Source organism: Fortiea contorta PCC 7126 (genome assembly GCF_000332295.1).
In the GTDB taxonomy this organism is placed as follows: domain Bacteria; phylum Cyanobacteriota; class Cyanobacteriia; order Cyanobacteriales; family Nostocaceae; genus Fortiea; species Fortiea contorta.
In genome coordinates, this window is sequence record NZ_KB235930.1 from 180926 (window position 1) to 203709 (window position 22784).

The window sequence follows — 22784 nt, forward strand, 5'->3', positions numbered from 1 at the left end:
ATGATATCAAACTGTATATTGATGATAAACTTCATTGGCAGCCCGATGTAGTAGAGAATGACGCCAAACTAAAGATTTTATATCATCAGCATAGCCACCACCAATCACACAAGCCACTGGATAACCTGCTGTGACACAGGTAGTTAAAACCTGCATTTCTCGACGATAAATTCCTGTGTCAGTTAAAGCTAATTTTCCCAGACGATCGCCTATATGAGTATCCACACCTGCATCATAAAATATTAAGTCTGGTTGGACTGTAGATAATAAATTTGGTAAATATCTTGCTAAGGTTTGTAAATAGTCATCATCCTCCATACCCACAGGTAACGGTACATCTAAATCACTTTTTTGTTTAGTACCAGGAAAATTGACTTCGCAATGCATCGAAAAAGTAAAAACACTATCGTCTTCTTGAAAAATAAAAGCTGTTCCATCACCTTGATGAACATCTAAATCTAAAATCAATATTTTCTCAACCAGTCCCATTGTTTGTAAAACACGAGAAGCGATCGCTATATCATTGAAAATACAAAAACCAGATCCATAACTGGGAAAAGCATGATGAGTTCCACCAGCAGTATTACAAGCTAAACCATGACTCAGCGCTAGCTTGGCAGTCAGTATCGTACCACCAACTGCCACACAAGTACGATTTGCCAAGGCTGGACTCCAAGGTAAACCAATCCTCCGCTGTGCCTTGGCGTCTAAGGTGCCTTTACAGTATGCTTGCACATATTCTGGAGTGTGAACTAACTCAATCAACTCTGGTGACGGCGATTCTGGGGTGTGAAACTGTTCAATTTGCGCTACCCCATCACCTATCAGCAATTCATAGAGTAGGCGAAATTTAGACATCGGGAAGCGATGCCCTGGGGGCAGTGGTGCAATATAATCTGGGTGATAAATGATTGGCAAATCCATATTATTTATTGTGAACTATTCTGCGGTAATCCCCAATTTTTAGACAATTCTGTTAGCGATCGCTTTATTCTCTCTCAACCAGATGCGACACCACAAAAAACTTTCATTAGTTACCAGGAGCGCTAACAAGGTAAAGTTTTCCAGGTTCCCTAAATATTCAAGCGATGAAATTGCTCACCCAATCGATTATGATACTAAATTGGTGAGTCTGATTTCAAAATCAGCATAAAAAAAGGGAAGCATCTGATACCCAGCCTTCATCTCTACCTTTTAATTACGAATTAATATGATCCAATGGATTCTGCCAATTGTGTTTATCCTCGCTGGCTTACTTGCGGGAATAATTGGTGAAAAAGTTATCTTTAAAAAGCTAAAAATATTTGTTATTAAAAAACAAATTCCGGGGAGTGATATCATCTTTCAATCTCTGCATCGCATGACTTTTATTTGGTTAGCGATCGCTGGCTTTTTTTGGGCGATTCTTACCTCTCCTCTCAAACCAGATGTTGCAGATGTATTGCAAAAAATTCTGACAATTATTCTGCTATATTCAATCACTCTCGTCTTAGCTAGATTATCTGCTGGTTTTGTCAGTTTATTTATTCACAAAACCTCTGGTGTTTCCGCTTCTCTGCTTTCTAATCTAGCAAAATCTGCTGTATTAGTTTTAGGTGCACTCATCCTTTTACAAACACTAGGTGTGCAAATCACACCGTTAATTACAACTTTAGGAATTAGCGGTTTAGCAGTAGGTTTAGCGTTAAAAGATACTCTAGAAAATTTATTTTCTGGCTTCTATTTAATTATTTCTCAACAAGTGAGAACCGGAGATTACGTCAAACTTGAAGCCAATCACGAAGGATACGTTACAGATATTTCTTGGCGACATACAACTATCAAAGAACTGTCTAACAATGTGATTATTGTCCCTAATTCTAAGCTAGCTTCAGCAATTTTCACCAATTATCATCTACCAGTTAAAGAAATCACCCTGACAATTAATGTCGGTGTAGATTATGAAAGTGACCTAGAACAAGTAGAAAGTGTGACTGTCGAAGTTGCAAAAGAAGTTATGCAAGAGATTGCACCAGAATTAATCGCTAATGAACCATACATTAGATTTCATAAATTTGGTGACTTTAGCATAGATTTTACACTTTACATGCGCGTCAACGAATTTTTTGATCAACGCATAGGCAAACATCTATTTATTAAAAAATTACACAAACGTTATCAACAAGAAGGAATTAAAATCCCCTTTCCTTCCAGAGAATTATATATGCAGGAGAATCCGACTAAAACTTAACATTCAACATCTAAATTTTCTCTTCCACTTCATCCACAGATAAGCTCATAGAAAATCTCGGTTTTGAGTTGGTTGGGAGTAATGGTCATAAAAACAAGACCTCAACTCAGTGGTAATAGATTAAAAATAACATTTTTTCTGGACTTTTCACATCTCAGAAATATTACTATAAAAACAATACTTTAGGAATCATAATAATGAGTTTAACTAGCCAGCAGCTATTTCCAGCTAAGTTAGAAAAATTCCTTTGGACTTGGCAAGGTTACAGAATTCAGTACACTGTCATGGGTGAAGGAAAACCCTTAGTATTAGTTCATGGCTTTGGCGCATCTATTGGACATTGGCGCAAAAATATTCCCGTTTTAGCTGATGCTGGTTATCAAGTATTTGCTATAGATTTGTTAGGGTTTGGTGGTTCAGAAAAAGCACCCATTGATTACACAATTGAAGTATGGGTAGAGTTGCTCAAAGATTTTTGGACAGCACATATCCAACAACCAGCTATATTTATTGGCAATTCTATCGGCGCATTAATTAGCTTGATAGTATTAGCAGAACATCCAGAAATTGCTGCTGGTGGTGTTTTAATTAATTCTGCAGGCGGTTTAAGCCATCGTCCCCATGAATTAAACCCACCACTGAGAATAGTTATGGCAGCTTTTAATAGAGTAGTGCGATCGCCCATCACAGGCAAGCTCATTTTTAACCGCATTCGCCAAAAAAGCCAAATTCGTCGCACTCTCTACCAAGTCTACCGCGATCGCGCCGCCGTCACTGATGAACTAGTTGATTTACTTTATACTCCCGCTTGCGAACCAGGCGCACAACAAGTTTTTGCTTCCATTCTGTCAGCACCTCCTGGCCCCAGTCCCCAGGAACTTTTACCCAAAGTAGAACGTCCTCTACTAATAATTTGGGGTGCTGACGACCCTTGGACACCCATCACAGGAGCAAAGATTTACGAGGAGGCGCAAAAGAATGGTAAACCAATCAAAATTATCCCCATTCCCAACGCCGGTCATTGTCCCCATGATGAAGTCCCAGAAGTTGTCAACAACCAGATTGTGGATTGGCTAGCTCAAAGGTGATGATTTTTATGCATAGACATCTTGTAAGTAGATGTCTATGCATCTTTGTTTCTCAGGTATGAAAAAGCTGCTAACAATCTGGATAAACTCCCCTTATTTTGAACTTACGCAAGTGTCATATTTTTTGAGAAAAATCGTTCCAAGTTTTACTTTTAAAAAACTTGACTCTTGACTTTGGAAACGAATATTAAATACCACCTGCGTAAGTCCTGTTATTGTCTCAATTTATTTTGAGAAAATCAAAATCAAGTGGTGTGAATCTATGGGACTTGATGTGCGAAATGGATATGACGAGAATATTTCCTTCAATAACCACCAACATTTTTTTCAAAAAGGTTATCAAGTTATCCGCGAACTAGGACGCAACCGAGAAGCAGGACGCATTATTTATCTAGCTCATGCTTTCAATTCCCATCAACTAGTAGTGATTAAAGAATTCTGTTTTGCTAAAACATTTCCTGACTGTTCAGGTTTGCAAGCTTATGAACACGAAATCCAAATCTTGCAACAATTGCATCATCCCCGCATTCCCCACTATGTAGCTTCTTTCACAACACCAGCGGGTTTTTATTTGGTACAAGAATATAAAAACGCTCCATCATTAGGAGCAAAACACAACTTCCATCCAGAACAAATCAAACACATCGCCTTGTCAATTTTAGAAATTTTGGTTTATTTGCAAAACCAAACTGCTCCTATTATCCATCGGGACATCAAACCAGAAAACATTTTAGTTGACCAACATCTAAGAACTTATTTAATTGATTTTGGTTTGGCGAAAAAACAAGATATCACAACAGTTCTGAGTAGCTTATCTGCAGGTACTCCAGGATTTATGTCACCAGAAGAACAGTTTGGTGATTTCCTCACAACAGCATCAGACTTATATAGTTTAGGAGCAACATTAATTTGCTTACTCACCCATACCCGCGCCGTAGATATTGGTAAGTTAATTGATGAAAACTTGCGCTTTAATTTCCATAAATTAGTCCCAAACATCAATCCGCGTTTCTGCGCTTGGTTAATGAAAATGGTAGAACCCAACCGTAAACATCGCTACCCTAACGCAGAAATTGCACTCAAAACACTCCAACCCATTCCCGTTTTTGGTGGTACTAAAATAGAAATGCTAGCCACCGTAGTAAAACTGAGAAAAAGCACAACAATGCTAGCACTAGCAACCATGGGAACACTTGCTGTAGCAGGAACAACTTGGATAATCGCTCAACCAGGAGGACTCGCTCAACAAGTATTAGAAACTCATGAATGTCAATCTTCTCAGCTAGTTTCTAAGCGCTGCTGATTGAACTTTTCAAAATCATTTGTAGAGACGTAAGATTTTGCGTCTCTACATTTAAATTTATATCGCAATTCAGCAACACCAGAAAGCAATATCTATATTCCCTTGCTAAATCTACTGAAATCAGAAAGCAAACCGCAGTTTGAGAAAGCAATTTCTATATTCCCTTGCTAAATCTACTGAAATCAGAAAGCAATCTCTGCTTTTGCTTGCTAAATCTACTGAAATGAGAAAGCAAACCGCAGTTTGAGAAAGCAATCTCTGTTTTTGCTAACTAAATTCCGTCTGAATTATTACCAATCGTCAAAATCAAAAAACGCCAGTAGGAAACAGCCAGATAGCGCGATCGCTTACAATTTAATCACGAGCAGATTATCCTCAATTTTTCAGTGCGGTTAACATGACTGAAATCAACCCTGATCAGATTACTGGAAGCATTTCCATTACCGTACTACCTCAAAAAAATGGACAGTATGTCTGTCAAATATCACCATCCCTGAATGATTCTTCTGGGGAGGATCTACGGTGCTACGGTCAAACAAAGGAACACGCAATCGCCATCGCTTTAGAGCAGCTAGCTGATGACTATCGCCGCAGAGCACAAGAACAACAAAATATAGATTGGGACACAGTAGAGCGCTCAGACTCTGGAGAGCCAATTACCAAGCACTACCATGTGATTTTGCACTATGAACGCATTGCTGAGGAAGAATCGAAGTTTGAAGCAATGCACAATACAATCATGGGAAATACGGTGGTTGAGAACGCCAAAATTACTATCATTGAGATTGATTCAGATATACCAATTGATCCGCTAGCGCGATCATGGGATTGATTTAGAGACATCAACACTATCTCAATATTTTTCAAGCGGGCGGCGGGAATCGAACCCGCATTAATAGCTTGGAAGGCTATAGTTTTACCACTAAACTACGCCCGCAAGTTTCCAACTTTAAAAACATAACACGACACTAGCAAAAAATCAAGTATTTCTCAAGGTAAAGGCTGAATGAGAATCCGGACTGTGAGATTACTGGGTTTTGGGTCTTGCGGATCGTTGTCATAGGCAGGCTCAAATTCCCAGCCTCTGAGAACTTCATTGGTGATAAACTCTTCATATTCGCTCTTTTCGTCAGGGCGAATCGACTGATCAGCGATCGCTACACCCTCCAGTTTACCTTGTTCCGAAATCGTCAAAATCGCTGTAATTTCTACAGGTTCACCAGGTTTTTTTTCAATAAACTTAACGTACTCCAGACCTTTAGGAAATGGTTGGTTGTTAGGTTTTATTTTGGCTGGGTTAGTGTGTCTATCCCGTTCTCCCTGTTGCGGTTCCCCTACCAAAGTTGCAACTAAAGTTCCCCCTGCTGCATCTGCTGGTGGTGCTAACGGTTCTTGATTCTCAGTAGTATTATTTGTGTTCTCTCGTTGCTGTTGTGCAGCTAGTTCTCGTTGTTTTTGTGCAGCTAGTTCTCGTTGTTTTTGTGCAGCTAATTCTCGTTGCTGTTGTGCAGCTAATTCTCGTTGCTGTTGTGCAACCAAATCCTTTTGTTGCTGTACCGCTAATTCTCGTTGCAAAGCCGCTAATTCCCGCTCTTGTTGTGCAGCGAGTTCTCGTTGACGTTTTACCGCCAGAGCGATCGCTCTTTCATCTTCACTGATCGGCGCAGGTTTAACTGTTAATTTTTCTGTAGTCACACCTTGCTGCGGTAACTTTTCAGTTGTGGTTGCTGGCTTGGGTGATACAGATTTGGTTGTAGGTTTTGGTTGTGGTTGAGCATCAATATCGATCAACTCCACAGCGATCGTCGATTCACTCTGCTGTTGCCATAATGAGCTGAACTGATAGGAACGGAGCAGCCAAAATGCCAACAAATGCAATGCAACTGAACCTAACACTACCGCAACCCACATTCCCGGTGGATCAGAGCGTCTCCTCCAGTCTTGATCTGGACTTAAAGTTGTATCCGCAGACGTTGGTGTCATCTGAAGTATGAAGTATAAAGTATTTTGACAGCCTCTAACTTTATTCGCGCCAACCGACTTACTCCAGTCTGATTTTACCGATTAACCATCACCTCTGGTGTCACCGCAAAAGTCAAAACTGTTTCATCGACTCCCTTAAGTTCTAAAGGACTGACCTTAGTAATCTCTTCATCCTGCAAATAATCTGCCACAGCAGCAGAAACCAAAATAGTACCCGGAATAGCAGCAGACTGCAACCTAGCAGCAATATTCACACTAGGGCCAATAGCAGTATAATCAGCTCTTTCCGCACTACCAAACATCCCCACAACAGCTGTACCCTGGTGAATACCGCAGCGAAACTTGACCCCAGCGTGTCCATCAGCATCAAATATCCCTTGATTTCGCCAATGCTGATTTAACTCCGCCAGAGATTTGTGCATTGCTCTGGCTGTATTGATAGCACGGCGTACCTGTTCATTCGGGGTCAATTCTTCCGGCGCTCCATACAAAGCTAAAATCGCATCGCCCATAAATTTATCTACAGTTCCACCGTTATCAAACACAGTCTTGGTCATGGACTCTAAATACTCATTTAATAACTCTGCCACGCGCCGGGATCTGAGAGTATTTGCTAACTGAGTAAAACCAACTATGTCACTAAACAAAACCGTAATCAAACGGGGTTCCGGTCGTAAATCCAGTGTCAAATCTCCCGTCGCCGCTTTTTTTACCAAAGCAGGCGGTAAAAACCGCTTCAGCACAGATTCTGTCAGATAAGTATTTAATTCTACAACCCGCCGCTCATTTTCCTTCAATGCCAACAGATTTCTCACCTCAGCCAAAAGTTCTCGATCATTAAATGGTTTCGCCAAATAAGCATCCGCACCATATTCCGTACTTTCAATGCGGGTTTCTTCATCTATTTTGGCAGTGAGTAAAATAATGGGTATACCCTTGAGATTATCCTGATTGCGGATCATCTCAATCATCTCCAGTCCCGTTACCACTGGCATCATTAAATCACTGATAATTAAGCTGGGGGAGGTTTTTTGAGCTATGTAAAATCCCTCAGCACCGTTGCGAGCGGTCTGGACTCGATAACCATTACTGCGAATAATCTCAGATACATAAGCACGCAAATCTGGGTTATCGTCTACAACTAGAATTAAGTGTTGATGCTTCCCTAAACTAGCATTGCCGTTACCCTGCAATTCCTGCTCATCAGATAAGACCGATGAAATCCCTTCACCGTCAGTGATTGGCTCTACTAATTCTAAATCAGCCAATTCCACACTAGCACGGCTTGTTTTCAGTTCTGCAGGCGTTTCTAGTAATTGTTCTGGAGGTAAGTGTTTATTTCCTGTTACCAATTCAATAGTAAAACTGGTACCTGCTCCGTAAACTGAATCCACAGTTACTGTACCACCGTGGAGTTCTACTAATTCTTTGACTAAAGCCAAACCTAAACCACTACCTTCATAGGAGCGGTTCTCTGAACCTTCAGCTTGGCGAAAACGCTCAAATAGCTGGGGAATTTGTTGAGGAACAATGCCAATTCCTGTATCTTGTACTTGTAAGGTGCAGCGATCGCCTGTTGATAACACCTTAACAGTAATTGTTCCACCTTCCGGCGTAAATTTCATCGCATTCGACAGTAGATTATACACCACCTTGTCAAATTTTTCCATATCTAAATAAACAGGCGGACAGACGCCCAACTCTGTCACGAGACTGAGCGCCTTTTTCTCACAGTATGGGCGAAATGACTCGACAATTTGACTAACAAATTCCACTAAATCGCATGGGCGAAAATTCGGCTGCATTCTCCCTGCATCCAACCGTTGCAAATCTAACAGTTGATTGACTAATCTTAACAAACGGCGGGAGTTACGCAGAGCGATCGCACTTTGGGCATGAGATAAACCCTCGCCCGTCCCCACCGCCGATTCTAAAGGCCCTTGAATCAAGGTGATGGGTGTGCGGAATTCATGGGAAATATTCTGGAAAAATTCAGTTTTTTGCTTGTCTAATTGCAACAAGCGCTCCGCCTGTTCTCGTGTCTTTTGATACAAATGAGATTGTTGCACAGCGATCGCTGCTTGTACAGCCACAGCTTTAGCCAGTTCAATATCTGACGCTAGCCACAGTCTAACTTGACTACCAACGCGCAGAGTAATACTGCCAATACATTTACCATCAGCCAACAACGGTACAACCATTAGCGATCGCGCCGCCATTTTTAAAGGCAAATCAAACCCTTTGAGCGCTGAATAGCAACTGCTCATATCCGCAATTACCACAGGTTCATGTGTCCGCAATATTTCTTGTAAAACAGGATTTTCTCTAATAGGTACTTGAGAATCAGGTAATCGGTGTCTTAATTTATAGTCATCCTCTAAATCTTCTGCCTGAGTTAGTTCAACAGCATCCTCTAGACTGGGAGAACTTTCATACAAACCCACACACTGCACAAACTCATCTTCCTCAGTCCACAAAGACAGCACACAACCATCAACTTGTAAAGCTTGGCCCAATTGTTCCGTAATCGCGGCAAAAATATCTTGCGGATCTAAACTAGAACGGATCGCCGTCGTAATTGTATTAATTAAAGCCTCTCGTTTCGCCAGAGCACGCACTTGTTCATAAGCATAGGCTTGAGACAAAGCCAAAGCAGCTTGATCCGCCACCATCGAAACCAGCTGTACCTCGTCATCCCGCCAAATCCGCGGCTTTTGACATTGATGTAGCGCCAGTACTGCCATTAATTCCTGTTGGCAAATCAAAGGTACAATTAAGCTAGAGCAAATATTAGCAGTAGCAAAAGCTACAGAGCGTTGGCGTAATTCCACCACATCTCTCTGAATGCGCTCATCATCCGCCACATTACTAATTACCTGGACTTCGCGGGTTTCCCAGACAGTTTGAGCCAATAAAGAAGCAGCGGGAAAAGAAGATAAAGCAGTCCCATTTTCCTCACTATTCGCTTTCTGGTAGATAAACCCCTCCTCACTCAACCGCTCGTCCTGAAAAGGACGTAACAGACAAACATCTACCTCCAGCATATGACCCACAGTATTGACAATCGCTTGCAAAATTTGCCGATAATCTAAAGCACTGCGAATTGTATTCGTAACAGTATTCAGCAGCGATTCTTGGCGTAACGTCCGGGTGAGTTCATAAGTTCTGGCTTTGAGAACGTTGTGAGTATCTAAAGCTTGGCGTACCACCGCCTTTAGTTCCTCAGCTTCCCACGGTTTAGTGACATATTTAAATACTTTGCCAGCGTTAATCGCCTCCACCAAATCTTCCACATCAGTGTAGCCAGTTAAAATAATCCGGATAATATCTGGGTATTGAGTCGCTGTCAGGCTTAAAAATTCTGTACCACTCATTATCGGCATTCGCTGATCAGAGATAATCACTGAAACCTCTCCTTCGAGTGAGAGCAAATCCAGCGCCGCAGGCCCAGAAGTTGCTCTCAGCACTTTATAGTCACGATAAAAAGTGCGATAGAGCAAATCCAGGTTGTCTGGTTCATCATCGACAACCAATATTTTCGGCTTACTGTTTGCTTGGGATTTCATGCACCGCTTTCCTGCTGCAACGGCAGTTGGATAAAGAATAATCTGATCAGGTAAGAGCAGAGCATTTTGACCAATAGGACTGTTTGGTTACATGACTGCTGAGTGTGGGAGGATTTACTCACAGTAATTTGTCTCGACGGCTAGTAATGATTGCTATTCGCTCCAGTGCAGAGCAATTAATCGGATATGTAGTAAGCGTGTTACAGAATGGATACTGGCTGATCAAATTTTCCCTCACCTCCGGCGAGAACTCTCCAAAACAATAAGCAGCACTCAAGCTTGGCTGAAAAAACCATCTGTCGCTGCATATTAAGTTTTCCCGTTGTAGCAGTAGCGCTAACACTTGTAGGTAAATTTTATTTATGACACTCATGATAGAGATGGCAATGTTACAACAATAAAATTTAAACCTCAAAGTGTACGATAAAAAAAATACCCGTACTTAATTTAGCAGTGAAGAGGTAGGGAAGCGATCGCCCACAAAGTACTAACTTTGCCCGGAAAATTTTTCCCACTGTCCTGTTACTCTAGCCAAGGCTGCGATCAAGGATGAAGTATAAAGTATGAATTCATACAAAGCAGCATGGACGAAAAAAATTAAATTCTTCCATCAAGAGTACCCCATCCGAGAATCGTTGGAGTAATTTCATACCTCATCCTTTATCTTCATCCTTCAACAGCTTTAGGCTGACGGTAGTTACGACCCTGAAAGACAATTGCGTAAATTCTGAATAAACTGCCCACAAAGGAGCAGAGTATGTTATCACCTTAAAAAACCTACGTCATCCATATACAGTATATTAAGGTGTCGCACTATTATTTCCAGCACAAGCAAGCACTATCTTCAAGACAAAGGCTGGGAGCTAAAGACGAAAAATAAGGAAATAAGGATTTTCATACTTGATTTTGACTAAATTGGAGCACAGATGACACCGCTCCAAGTTTAATGCTCTCAGCATCTGATAATTTCCATACTAGTTTGATAGTATTTTATGATATTTGAGAAAATTTCCACTGTATGAAATCAACACTGAGCTAGCCTTGACATCCTGGTTTTTTCACCCCTATCACCAAGAGCCAGTCACACCCGCCGCCAAGCAAATTGATCGCCAATTTCACATCCGCGCGGCTACACCTGCTGATTTGACTGATGTTGCTCAAGTCATTGCGGAAAGCTTTCACTCCCAAAATGGTATATGGGGATGGGCTTTTCCAGTTCTCCGTTTGGGTATCTACGAAGACTTAAAGCACCGACTGGCCTCGCCTGCGCCCCATCATGTTTGCTTGGTTGCTATTGATACCACTATGAGTGCAACTAACAATTTAGTCGGAACTGTGGAACTGGGTTTGCGTCTGAGTGACTCATGGACAACAGTAGGTAAAACTTTTCCGTACCTGTCTAATCTAGCCGTTCGCCCAAAATATCGCCGACACGGTGTGGCTTCAGGCTTGCTGACAAATTGTGAAAAATTTTGTCGGGAATGGGGATATCAAGATTTGTATCTCCACGTTTTGGAAAAGAACTATCATGCTAGACAACTTTATTTTAAACAGGGCTATCAGGTTTATAAAGTTGAATCTACTTGGAACATGTTTCTTTTAAAATATTCACACCAGCTATTCTTGCACAAGTATTTGCGGTCTGAACCCAGTATCTAAATGGTATCTGAGCGATTTTATCTTGTGATTTGAGAACTACCAGAGTGCGAATACACAAATTTTTGCTAATGAGAATTAATTTCGTAACTTAGCTTAATCTTTAGCTTCAATAATGTTAAACATTAGCGTGTCAATGTCGGCGGCTTTCGTGCAATCGCGTTTTTGAAGATTTATCATCATAATTTTCTTGAAACCTTAGTCTACTAATTTAGCTTTTATGTTTTACTATTTTTAATTTTTACATCAGATATTGTGAAGGCTGCTGGAAATATAGTATCTTTCTCAAAAAGAAACACTATCCTATTGACTCTACTAAATTACAAATAATTAACCACTTCGGTGTAAATTAATATTCTTTAATTAAAAATAAATATTAGCAGGGGTATAACGAAAGAGATACTACACAAAACTATCTTCATAAAAATCATAAATTCCTTATAAAAACTTTGTATTGGCAATGTTCATCTTTATAGAAACTTTAAAATAAAGTCCGCTGGAGTGGAGGACAAATGCAGTTAAATCTCATAAAATATGATTACTAAATTATTGAACAATCGTATTGTCCGTAATTTTAGATAGGCCTACTAAAAAAATCGGGATAAGAAGAAAAATCAAAAATTTCGTTTTACTTAACTTCAAATCCTGGTTTTAAGTGCTTACTATTAACCAACTATTAGCAAGTTTGAAAAAACATGGATAGCGAAGAGCGCCGACGCTATCAGACTGCTATGATATCAACTTATTATTCTGATACCACATTCCTTGCCCATTTTGCCATGCCAGATGGAACTGAGCAATCTCAAGGCTCGGACACCCTCTCACTTTTGCAAACTGGAAAGGTGTTTATAATCAATAGTCGCAGACGGAATGGATTAATTCTTTTTAAACGCTACCATGCAGAGTTTGCTGGGCCCGGAGCAGCGGTAGGTGGGAATTACGATTGTGATTGTCAAAGGGTACTGCCAATCGGTAATCTGTCCTTATTGACGCCTGAATCCTATGAGGAACGCCAGAAGGCTTACTTAATCAGGCGACAATGGATTCGGTTGATCAAACAAATTACTGAAAATCCGGTAGCACCACAACGAGTCCAGAAAATTCTCGATCAATTTGAACAATATTTTCCACCAGAAACGGTAGCCCATTTACCGGATATAGCTTTTGCTCATTTAGTCGGTGTTTTACCACAAACGGTCGGTATAGTACGCCGTTTGGGTGGCGAAGGAGACAGTAGATTTAATTATTGAGTGAATTATTAAAAGTCGAAATTTGCCAAAGCGACTTGAATGTGATTCCAGGTGCGTGCATTTTCTTCGGGAGTTCCGATAGTAATTCTTAATCCGGTATTCAATAGCCGTACCAAAGTGCCGGATATCTTGAGCTTATCATGTAGATTATTTAAAATACTGCTGTGCGGGTCAGCACCCTGTTCTCGGACACGCAAATAAATAAAGTTAGCAGCGCTTTCCCCAATTTGCAATATTGAGTGTTGAGATAGCAGTTGAATGAGTTTGTCTCGTTCAGCTAAGGTTTGCGGAATAGATTTTAGCAAGATCTGGCGGTTTTGTAAAGCCAGTTTTGCTGCTGTGAGGGAGAAGCTGGGAAGATTGTAGGGTAAGCGAACTTTTTCTAAGATAGCGATCGCTTCTGGATCAGCGATAGAATAGCCAACACGCAGTGCTGCTAACCGGAACGCTTTGGAAAAAGTACGTAATATCAACCAATTAGGGCGCAGAGTCAATTCTCCCACTAAAGTATTTTGGCTAAACTCGAAATAAGCTTCATCAATTACCACTAAAATCTCTTCACCCAGACTTTTCAGCCATGCTATCTCGGCTGTCGTCAAAGGATTAGCAGTGGGAGAATTGGGATGAACCACAAAAACCACGCGAATCGGCGGATTTTGAGTTTGGGCGATCGCTTTTTGTGCTGCTGTTAAGTCAATTTCAAAATTAGTTTCATTCCTAGCCACCGCGACTACGGGAATGCCTAACGTCTGTGCCAAAATTGCGTACATCGAGAAAGTAGGATTGGCAGCGAGAATTGCTCCTTGTCCCCCTAAACATGTGATAATCAACAAAGAGCGGATGAGTTCATCTGAACCATTACCTATAGAAATATTAGCAGCAGTAACTGAGGGTGAAGCTAGGGTTGCCGACTCGTTGACATATTCAGCGATCGCTGCCTTTAATGTCTCATGTCCACCATCCGGATAACGATTTGTCTCTATTATTTGCTCATAAGCCTCAGCTAACTTTGCTTTTAGCTCAAGTGGTAAATCGTATGGGCTTTCATTCGTATCTAGCCGATCGAGCTGCTTTGCGACTGCTTCGGTGGTACTGCTACTGGGATGGGGTTTGTAAGCGGTAAACTTAGCTAAATCTGGTCGAATAAATGGAATCATAGTTTCAGTCAATAGTCATTTGTCCTTGGTCATTAGTCATTGGTAACGGGCGTCGGACAAATGACTAGGGACATTGGTCATGTAAGAGTTTAATATTTTACAGCGTCAAGGTAACTGGCAAAACAGACAAATTGCCTGCCAAATTTCACTCATCACATTACTCAAGCTATGATCGCTGTCGAGTTCCACTAATTCTACCCAAGGACGCGATCGCGCAAAGTCACGACTAGCCGCAACAGGTATGACTTCATCCTTTTTGCCATGCAAAATTAGAGTAGGGATAGGGCGTTGCAAAGTTTCTTCTCGATATTGAGCCGCATCTGTCACGAAATCATAACTTAGGGGGAGTGAGCGCCCCTCCCCATAATGGTGAACCATGAGATATTTGTCATGTTGCCAAAGCTTGACCGCTTCATCTCCTAGCTGGGGCAACCAATGAGATAAAAAGTCAAAAGCTGGTGCTAGCAGCACTAGTTTATTTACCTGCACATATTTTTCTCCCAGATGGGCACAAGTCAACCCGCCCAAGCTGGAGCCGATTAGTGTCACACAGACAGAATCGTCAGCAAATTCCTTCGCAACTTGAGAGAGTTGACGAGTGATTGTCAGGTTAAGAAAATCGTCTGCGTTGAGATCGGGGACTGTCAACTTTGTCTGAATCTGAGTAAAGCGATCGCTAATATATCGCGCTTTAGCAGAATAAGGACTAGAAGCGAAGCCGTGTAAGTAGATATACTGCTTAACCATCAAATTTTTTTCGTAATTTCATCACGAAAAAGTATAAACACAAAGGTTTTTTGGCAATCGGTCTGTAAAACAATGTCAGAGAAGTGGGTTGAGTTTACTTCTCTGACATTACACAAAGTTTAGTTTACGCTGATAGCCCCATTACAGAGAAGACATCAAAGTTTCATGTAGTTGGTCGTTCCGGAGGCTTCTCAGGAGGTTTTTCCGGTGGTTTTTCTGGAGGCTTCTCAGGTGGTTTCTCTGGAGGCTTTTCTGGAGGTTTTTCCGGTGGTTTTTCCGGTGGTTTTTCTGGAGGCTTCTCAGGTGGCTTTTCTGGAGGCTTCTCAGGTGGCTTTTCTGGAGGTTTTTCTGGAGGTTTTTCTGGAGGTTTTTCTGGAGGTTTTTCTGGAGGTTTTTCTGGAGGCTTTTCTGGAGGCTTTTCTGGAGGTTTTTCTGGAGGTTTTTCTGGAGGTTTTTCTGGAGGTTTTTCTGGAGGTTTTTCCGGAGGCTTCTCAGGAGGTTTCTCTGGAGGCTTCTCTGGAGGCTTCTCTGGAGGCTTCTCTGGAGGCTTCTCAGGTGGTTTTTCTTCGGGAAGTTTTTCCGGGGGCTTTTCAGTGGGCTTTTCTTCAGGGAGTTTTTCCGGAGGCTTTTCTAGTGGTTTTTCCTCTAACGAATCTTGAGGTTTTGTAGGCGTCACTTCCTCAGTCACAGATGGACGCTGAGGGTTCGAGAGGACTTGTCCTGTGTCTATAAAAGAGTCTATTGAGATATCTTTCTTTGATGAGTTTGATGTAGTGCTATTTTCAGTATTAGTAGCAGATGATTTGGAAGCAGTGCTGAGTTGTAAAAAAGCTGGATTATTGACTACACCTTTACCACTAATTGGTAATTGTGCTGCTACGGCTGCTGCGGTTTCTGCTTGAACACTGGCGATCGCTGGATCTGGCGCTGGCTTGAGATTTTGCCTAGTCAGATCAAGTCCTTGAACTAAATCGCTAGTTTCGTAGAAATTTCTCAAATCAAAGTCGTACAAGCCCTGAAATCTATCTTTAATAATAACCATCAGCTGCCCTGCTTCGAGCATCTGACGTTGAGAACCTTCTTTATTAGAAACTTCAATTCCACTGTTTGTCAGCGCACCTAAAACAGTAGTATCTGTTTTTTCGTCGTAGCGGACAAACAATGCTGAACCACGAATTGCGGCTGCTGCATTGGGCGTTTGTATACGTGTTCGCCCTTGTCCTGGCGGAATTAGCAGCAACACAGTCCCATTGTTTAGTTGAAAATTGCGCGTCTTTGGCAAAAATTGAAATAAAGCTTGCTCTCCCACCCTTGCTAAAGAGCCATCGTTAAAGCGTAACTCTGCTAGAGAAGCTCGACCGGTAGACAAACCATCTCCGGGAATTATGGCATCTGATCTGCGCGCAGGGCGGGTCTGCTGATTATTTTTCATGATCAGTTGCACTAAGTTACGGAGATTCTGAATCTCCGCTCGCGTTAGGGGGATGTTTGCATCAGCCTTATTTGGCGAATGCAACGCTATTACTCCCCATAAACCAATCACCAAAAGTGGGAAAAATTTATGACGAAACATGATTATAAAGATTCGGGAACTTTAACTGATCACCAACCAGTTGAAAGTAGATGCAAACCCCAATTAAATGTTATTTTTTATACTTAAGTATGCAATTTTTGACTTAAATACTTGATTTGTGTCAATCTAATTGATACAACAAGTATGTATTTTATGTCTGCTTAATTTTACAGTAATTTTACATGATAAGCTACGCAAGCTACGGATAAACAAAATAAATATATGTAACTTTTTAGATTAATAAGTCTAAACACTAATAGTATAGTCAGACATTACTCCTACAACAGTAGTTGAAACATCAGGGATAAAGTTGAGCAGAAAATTTTGGTTCCTGACGGGAACTTCTGACACAGCTTGCGGCTCTACGCTTGCCAAACACGATTAACGTCACTAACGATGCAATCCAAAAGCTGGACAAGTTTGTTGTTTGCAATTTTGTTAACTCCCAGTGGTGTCAGCCTGTTTGGCATCGGGGTAAGTGAAGCAAGGGCTGCAAGTTCAGATAGATTTAATAATCTACAAAATGACTGGGAATTAAAATCATACTATTTGCCCAACTCACAACTCAGTGAGCATCCGTGCCAAAAGTCAAAGTCAGATACAAAATATTTTGAGCTATCACAGCGGAACTCGTGTATAATACCAAACTCTAAATTAAATCATAGTGCAGTTAGTTATCGTTATGAACTGCCAAAGCAGAGTCTCGGTGAATTGGGTGACAGAAGTGAGCAGAAAAGTTGCTTTGGTCAATGTGCTGGGTTGAACGACACCTCACACTCATCTTTTAACATTCCAGTCTTGAATAGCTACTGCAAAGATTATCTGTGCAATCATCCGAGAGAGTTGGGGCGTTTATATTCACAAGTACCGGCAAATTCTGAGCCTGATTCAACCCCCTCAATACAACCCAATCCTCAACCCAATTCCACAGGAGTCGAGAACCCTGAAAATCTAAAAACGCAGAGTAACCCACCGCAACTGGAAGGACAACCGAGCAATTTTCCCAAGCCTTCTACACAACCAATAGAACAAATTTTAGATCAGCCTCAAGCAGATTATACACGGAGACTAGAGAAACTTCAGCAATTACTCCGACAAAAACAGCCTTCACCTGCGTCTAGTTATGAAGAACAGCTAGAACTGGGGTTGCGGGTGCGACAAAGATCACAACCACCTCTGGAACAAGCACCACCTCCACCGAAAGAAAAGCCGGTAGATAAATTTAAACCCGTAGGCTATTTACAAGGACGTATTGGTTATTTTCACACGAATAATGTTTTTTCTTCTGATATTGATCCGATAGAAGATGGCTTGATGTTTTATGGGTTAACATTAGCCTCTGCATATTTACCCTTGAATCCCAAAACTTATATCAATGGGTCAATTGACGGCTATCTAATTCGTTATGGAAATCAATCAATATATGATTACAATCAACTGAGATTTAATTTGAGTCTTTACCGACAGCTATCACAGCGGATGTATGGAGAAGTTGCTTTTAGCAATCAGCAATTATTCTATGCTAAAAATAATGGAGAAAATTTCAGCGCCGGCGATCGCTTTTTAAATGAAAGTTCGGTACGGCTGTCTTTGGGACGGCGAGATCCTTTAAATTCTAAATTAATGTTAGATAGCTTCTACGAACTTAGCGTCAATTTTGCCGACCCAGAAAGTCGTAATCGGATTATCAATTCTTTTTGGGTTTCTTTAAGCTATTATCTGCAAAAGCCGCTACAAGTTGGTATAAATTATCAATTAAATTTATCCAATTTTACACAGCGTCCAGACGCAAGAGCAGATACATTCCATCGATTATTTGGGCATATAAATTATCGAGTATCTGACAGCAGTAGTATGAATTTACAAGGTGGGGTTACTTTTGGTGGCTCCACTGTTCCCAATATTGATTATGATGGCTGGTTTTTTAGTCTCAATTATAGTTGGGATTTGGGGCAGTTTTAACATTTGTTATTTATCATTTTGTTTCTCCAACAAATCGTAGAAAATTTGATTTTATGAATGAAAAATTATGAATTTCTCAGCCTCAATTATTGATAACTAATCCAGTCGCTCCAGCTACCTGGATAAAGTTTAGCGTGATGAATATCAGCGATTTCTAAAGAAAGTAAATTCACGCAGGCTGTGACGCCAGAGCCGCAATAAACTAAAATTTCTGAGGCTGTTGCTAAGTTTTGCCAACGCAGGCGCTGTGCTGATTCAGGAAGTAGATAACCGGCAGAATTTGTGACTTCTAGCCAAGGATAATTCACCGCGCCGGGGATATGACCAGCTATTTTATCAATTGGCTCTCGTTCTCCTCGATAGCGATCGCTTTCTCTAGAATCTACCAACACTACCTCGGGTAAATCTTTAAGATTTTTAACACCCGCAAAAGCTATCAACATTTCTGTGTTAATGGCAGGAATAAAGGTAGTTGGGCGGGGTTGAGGAATAGCAGATGTGAGCGGATAACCCGCTTTTTGCCAACCTGCAAAACCTCCATCTAAAACCACTACTTGCTCATGTCCTAAATATCGCAATAACCACCAGAAACGAGCCGCAAAAGCCAAGCGAGAATCATCGTAAGCTACCACAAGAGTTTCTTGAAAATTTATGCCTATCGCTGCTAATTTTTGAGCTAAATCAGTAGGATTAGGTAAAGGATGTCTACCGCCATGTTCTCTGACCGAACTGGAAAGATCCTGGTTTAAATCTAGGTAGTAGGAACCTGGAATATGACTCGCTTGGTACTGCTGTTGTCCTAATTGTGGATCGGCAAGAGAAAAGCGACAATCGACAATGACGACTTGCGGATCATTCAGGTGTTCTAACAACCATAATTGGGAAACGACAAATTTGTTTTCTATCATAAACTTGATTTTTTATTGGTTATTTCTCCCTTATTTTCTATGCTCGATTGTGATGATTTTGTTCCACAAATAACAGCAGATGGTTCTTTCACCTTTACCTCTAAAGAATTTGGTGAATCATTTCATAGCCATTATGGAGCAAAGCAGGAGAGTTTTTTGAAATTTGTAGCTCCTACACAGTTGGCTGTGCGTGCTCAAAGACCAGTATTACGACTGTTGGATGTTTGCTATGGTCTAGGGTACAACACAGCGGCTGCGTTGGAGACTATTTGGGCAATGAATCCGGATTGTGATGTTGAAGTTATGGGTTTAGAATTGAATCCTTCTGTGCCACAAGCAGCAATTGTTCATCGAATGTTCGCCAACTGGGACTATCAATATCCGGAAATTTTGACCCAGATAGCTTTTGAACAACAAGCTAAGGGAAAACACTTAAAGGCGACACTATTAATTGGTGATGCTCGAAGCTCAATTAAACAAGTGCATCAGTCAGGATTCCAAGCAGATGCAATTTTTCTTGACCCCTTTTCGCCGCCTCAATGTCCGCAGTTATGGACAGTGGAATTTATCCAGCAAGTTTCTTCGTGTTTACACTTAGATGGCATTCTCGCTACGTATTCTTGCGCTGCGGCTGTCCGCACTGCGCTATTAACAGCTGGTTTAAAAATAGCGTCTACTCCGCCGGTGGGAAGACGAACACCAGGTACTACTGCTGTTCATCCTCGCAATGCAGTTACATTTGATGTATCAATTTCCCAGGAAGAAAAAGAGCATTTACTCACACGTGCGGCTATTCCTTATCGTGACCCAAATTTAAATGATACTGCCGATGTTATCGTCAGGCGACGAGAACAAGAACAACAAGCTTGTGCACTTGAACCTACTTCTCGGTGGCGAAAACGGTGGTTAATCAGAAATAGCAGCGCTGATTAATAGCTTGAGAAATTCTCCAGAATTTGTCCTAAATTTATTGCTGATAAAATTTTTCTGCGTTAAACATTGAATACAATTAAGCGAAAAGCTTGATTGCTCTTTTTTACGGTTTTGTCATCCTAAAATAATGTGTAAACGAACGCTATTGAAAAACTAACAGAGTTATCAGCAGCAATTAGCAAAATTATTTGTTTTTTGATTTAATTAAGCTTAATATAGTGCATCAAGCTGAAAAAAATACAGAGTAAAATGTAGTCGATTACCAATTTTTTCTTTCAGTCTGACACGGTTAACTTTTTTTAATGCAAAAGGGAGTGCCTTTATGATTAAATGGAACCCCAAGCATACAGGCTCTACCACAGAAAATGTTGATGGGTCTAACCCCTCAATCAAAGTGAAAAATATGGGTTCAGATCATGCCCTAGGTTTACAAAAAGTGGAAAGTGATTCATTAGGTTTCTCCAAAGCAGAAATTACGCTGGAAGTAAATCCAGCATTACCTTCTTGGATGCAAGCTGAAAATATCAATTGTGCTCATTCATTAGCCTCTAAAACACCCCAAGTTAAAGGCTCTAACGTGAACGGCTTTGATTCAGACCTGCCAAAAATCTTAGTAGTGGACGATCATGCAGCCAGTCGGATGACGGCTGTTGCTCTTTTGACAATGGAAGGGTATGAAGTCATCGAGGCTGAGAGTGGTTCAGTTGCTGTAGAACTGGTGAGACAAAAACAATTAGATTTAATTTTATTAGATGTCATGATGCCGGGAATGGACGGGTTTGAGGTGTGCCAAACACTCAAACAAAACGAATTGACTCGGCTGATACCAGTAATTTTTATTACAGCACTAAACGATAGGCGATCGCGTATTCGCGGAATTGAAGTCGGGGCGGATGACTTTCTCACCAAACCCTTTGACCGTGTTGAACTAGCAGCCCGTGTGAAGTCCTTAGTACGGCAAAAGCGTTTGAATGAAGACCTAGACCATGCGGAACAAGTACTATTTTCCGTGGCGAGGGCGATTGAAAGCCGCGATCCGAATACCGGCGATCATTGTGAACGTTTGGTAAAACTCGGAAAAGCTTTCGGTGAATACCTCAATCTCTCACGCAACCAAATTCGAGATTTGATGTGGGGCGGTTATCTCCATGATATCGGTAAGGTGGGTATTCCCGATGCGGTGCTACTGAAAACAAACAAACTCACTCCCCAAGATTGGGAGATTATGAAACAGCACGTTTTAATCGGGGTAAAAATCTGTCAGCCACTGCGGAGTATGCGGGGCGTAATTCCCATCATTCGCCATCACCATGAACGCTGGGATGGCTCTGGCTACCCCGATGGGCTGAAGGGGGATGAGATTCCTTACCTAGCACAAGTATTTCAGATTATTGATATTTATGATGCCCTGACGAGCGAAAGACCATACAAGCGGGCTTACAGCACAGAAGAGGCGTTATCTGTGATCAGAGAAGAAACTAATTCAGGTTGGCGTAATCCTCAATTAGTCCGTCAGTTTGCGGAGTTTATTTATTTTCCCCACCATCAGCAATCTTAGCAGAGCCTCAAGCACGTGATTATCATGCGGAATGTGTCCACATAACTTGTCACTTTTGCAGATTTTGGTTTAATCTCAAACCAACGGTATAGCAATATGGTGATGCTATGTCTGATGCACAAACTCCTCAAAATCAAGACCGAACCCTAGAACAAGCTCTGACTAACAAAATTATCGATGATTATTTTGAGAACTCTGAAAGTTGGCTCAGAGCCATTCTGCGGATGTGTATCTTCTCTTTGGCTTACTTAGATGAAGAACCGGTATTCGTTGTTGAATGTCCCAATCAAGCCGTAGCCAAGCGCCTGAGCCGTAAAGTTTATCCTTTTCGAGGTATGGTATATTTTTTGACTGACGACCTTGATAGTAGCGATCGCACTTTATTTTGCTACATGGAACACGCTAAGGGAACTTGGCGCTGTTTCGATACTAGTACAAGCTCTTGGAAAACCTTAAATCATTTACAAACGCCGACTGCTTCGACTGACAATGAAAAGTCATAGGGAATGGGGAGGTGGGGAGGTGGGGTGATGGGGTGATGGGGATTAAAGTTTGAGCTTCTGACCCTGAAGCGTCAGCGTTAGTGGCTCCCCAATACTCCTTCGTATCACCTTCTTTGGCGTGTTACCAAACCGCTGACACACGCACCCAAGACAAGACCTGTCCATAATCCTGTTGTACTACCTTGCCAGAGTGCTCCTGGTGTTACCCAAGCATTACACACCTCCTTTAAACCCCAAGGCTGATTTTGACACTTCTGGCGATGTATCATCAGGGTGATTTGTCCACCGATGTGACTACCAAAAAATCCTGACGCTAAGACTATGAGGGTACAAATTAAGACTTGGTTTTTGAGCATTGGGGCTGGAA

At 41.3% G+C, this 22784-nt stretch carries 18 protein-coding genes and 1 tRNA gene; 10 read left to right on the forward strand and 9 right to left on the reverse strand.

What is annotated here, in order from left to right:
* Positions 1–6 precede the first annotated feature (6 nt).
* The gene (locus MIC7126_RS0100930; RefSeq protein WP_017651237.1) at positions 7–924 is read right to left on the reverse strand and encodes a histone deacetylase family protein; all 918 of its coding nucleotides are present in this window, start codon (positions 922–924) and stop codon (positions 7–9) included.
* Between the two features lie 286 nt (positions 925–1210).
* Between MIC7126_RS0100930 and MIC7126_RS0100940 the strand changes: the two genes are divergently transcribed.
* From MIC7126_RS0100940 to MIC7126_RS0100955, 4 genes are all read left to right on the forward strand, one after another.
* Complete coding sequence (locus MIC7126_RS0100940; RefSeq protein WP_017651238.1) at positions 1211–2230, forward strand: mechanosensitive ion channel family protein; 1020 nt, start codon at positions 1211–1213, stop codon at positions 2228–2230.
* A 197-nt stretch (positions 2231–2427) separates the two neighbouring features.
* Complete coding sequence (locus MIC7126_RS0100945) at positions 2428–3318, forward strand: alpha/beta fold hydrolase (RefSeq protein ID WP_017651239.1); 891 nt, start codon at positions 2428–2430, stop codon at positions 3316–3318.
* A gap of 262 nt (positions 3319–3580) precedes the next feature.
* The gene (locus tag MIC7126_RS0100950; protein WP_017651240.1) at positions 3581–4621 is read left to right on the forward strand and encodes a serine/threonine protein kinase; all 1041 of its coding nucleotides are present in this window, start codon (positions 3581–3583) and stop codon (positions 4619–4621) included.
* Positions 4622–5018: 397 nt separating this feature from the next.
* Positions 5019–5453 carry a hypothetical protein gene (locus MIC7126_RS0100955; protein ID WP_017651241.1) on the forward strand — a complete coding sequence of 145 codons (435 nt, stop codon included), beginning with the start codon at positions 5019–5021 and terminating at the stop codon, positions 5451–5453.
* Between the two features lie 34 nt (positions 5454–5487).
* On the opposite strand, the gene MIC7126_RS0100960 is transcribed toward MIC7126_RS0100955, so the two are convergent.
* The 3 genes from MIC7126_RS0100960 to MIC7126_RS0100970 form a co-directional block, all read right to left on the reverse strand.
* Positions 5488–5558 (reverse strand) — tRNA-Gly (locus MIC7126_RS0100960).
* Positions 5559–5611: 53 nt separating this feature from the next.
* Positions 5612–6604 (reverse strand): cell envelope integrity TolA family protein, encoded by a 993-nt coding sequence (locus MIC7126_RS0100965; RefSeq protein WP_017651242.1) that lies wholly within the window; start codon positions 6602–6604, stop codon positions 5612–5614.
* A gap of 74 nt (positions 6605–6678) precedes the next feature.
* Positions 6679–10170: a response regulator gene (locus MIC7126_RS0100970; protein ID WP_017651243.1), complete on the reverse strand. Its 3492-nt coding sequence runs from the start codon at positions 10168–10170 to the stop codon at positions 6679–6681.
* 1041 nt (positions 10171–11211) lie between these two features.
* Between MIC7126_RS0100970 and MIC7126_RS0100975 the strand changes: the two genes are divergently transcribed.
* Positions 11212–11829, forward strand: coding sequence for a GNAT family N-acetyltransferase (locus tag MIC7126_RS0100975; RefSeq protein ID WP_040629922.1), 618 nt, complete (start codon positions 11212–11214; stop codon positions 11827–11829).
* Between the two features lie 692 nt (positions 11830–12521).
* Positions 12522–13076, forward strand: a complete 555-nt coding sequence (locus MIC7126_RS0100980; protein WP_017651245.1) for a hypothetical protein — start codon at positions 12522–12524, stop codon at positions 13074–13076.
* An 8-nt stretch (positions 13077–13084) separates the two neighbouring features.
* Here MIC7126_RS0100980 and MIC7126_RS0100985 read toward each other — a convergent pair whose 3' ends face one another.
* The 3 genes from MIC7126_RS0100985 to MIC7126_RS0100995 all read right to left on the reverse strand — a co-directional run bounded on the left by MIC7126_RS0100985 (position 13085) and on the right by MIC7126_RS0100995 (position 16553).
* Complete coding sequence (locus tag MIC7126_RS0100985) at positions 13085–14233, reverse strand: histidinol-phosphate transaminase (RefSeq protein WP_017651246.1); 1149 nt, start codon at positions 14231–14233, stop codon at positions 13085–13087.
* A 105-nt stretch (positions 14234–14338) separates the two neighbouring features.
* Complete coding sequence (locus MIC7126_RS0100990; RefSeq protein ID WP_017651247.1) at positions 14339–14980, reverse strand: YqiA/YcfP family alpha/beta fold hydrolase; 642 nt, start codon at positions 14978–14980, stop codon at positions 14339–14341.
* 163 nt (positions 14981–15143) lie between these two features.
* Entirely contained in the window at positions 15144–16553 is a 1410-nt protein-coding gene (locus MIC7126_RS0100995) for a FecR family protein (protein WP_017651248.1), read from the reverse strand.
* Positions 16554–16949: 396 nt separating this feature from the next.
* Between MIC7126_RS0100995 and MIC7126_RS0101000 the strand changes: the two genes are divergently transcribed.
* A complete protein-coding gene (locus MIC7126_RS0101000; RefSeq protein WP_017651249.1) occupies positions 16950–18515 on the forward strand; it encodes a hypothetical protein in 1566 nt (521 codons plus the stop codon).
* 86 nt (positions 18516–18601) lie between these two features.
* Here MIC7126_RS0101000 and MIC7126_RS0101005 read toward each other — a convergent pair whose 3' ends face one another.
* Positions 18602–19423, reverse strand: a complete 822-nt coding sequence (locus MIC7126_RS0101005; protein ID WP_017651250.1) for a sulfurtransferase — start codon at positions 19421–19423, stop codon at positions 18602–18604.
* 39 nt (positions 19424–19462) lie between these two features.
* Between MIC7126_RS0101005 and MIC7126_RS0101010 the strand changes: the two genes are divergently transcribed.
* From MIC7126_RS0101010 to MIC7126_RS0101020, 3 genes are all read left to right on the forward strand, one after another.
* Positions 19463–20356, forward strand: a complete 894-nt coding sequence (locus MIC7126_RS0101010; RefSeq protein WP_026099942.1) for a tRNA (5-methylaminomethyl-2-thiouridine)(34)-methyltransferase MnmD — start codon at positions 19463–19465, stop codon at positions 20354–20356.
* A 322-nt stretch (positions 20357–20678) separates the two neighbouring features.
* Complete coding sequence (locus MIC7126_RS0101015; protein WP_017651252.1) at positions 20679–21914, forward strand: response regulator; 1236 nt, start codon at positions 20679–20681, stop codon at positions 21912–21914.
* 107 nt (positions 21915–22021) lie between these two features.
* A complete protein-coding gene (locus tag MIC7126_RS0101020; RefSeq protein ID WP_017651253.1) occupies positions 22022–22417 on the forward strand; it encodes a transcription antitermination NusB family protein in 396 nt (131 codons plus the stop codon).
* Positions 22418–22521: 104 nt separating this feature from the next.
* Here MIC7126_RS0101020 and MIC7126_RS0101025 read toward each other — a convergent pair whose 3' ends face one another.
* Positions 22522–22773, reverse strand: a complete 252-nt coding sequence (locus MIC7126_RS0101025) for a hypothetical protein (protein WP_026099943.1) — start codon at positions 22771–22773, stop codon at positions 22522–22524.
* Positions 22774–22784: the final 11 nt, after the last annotated feature.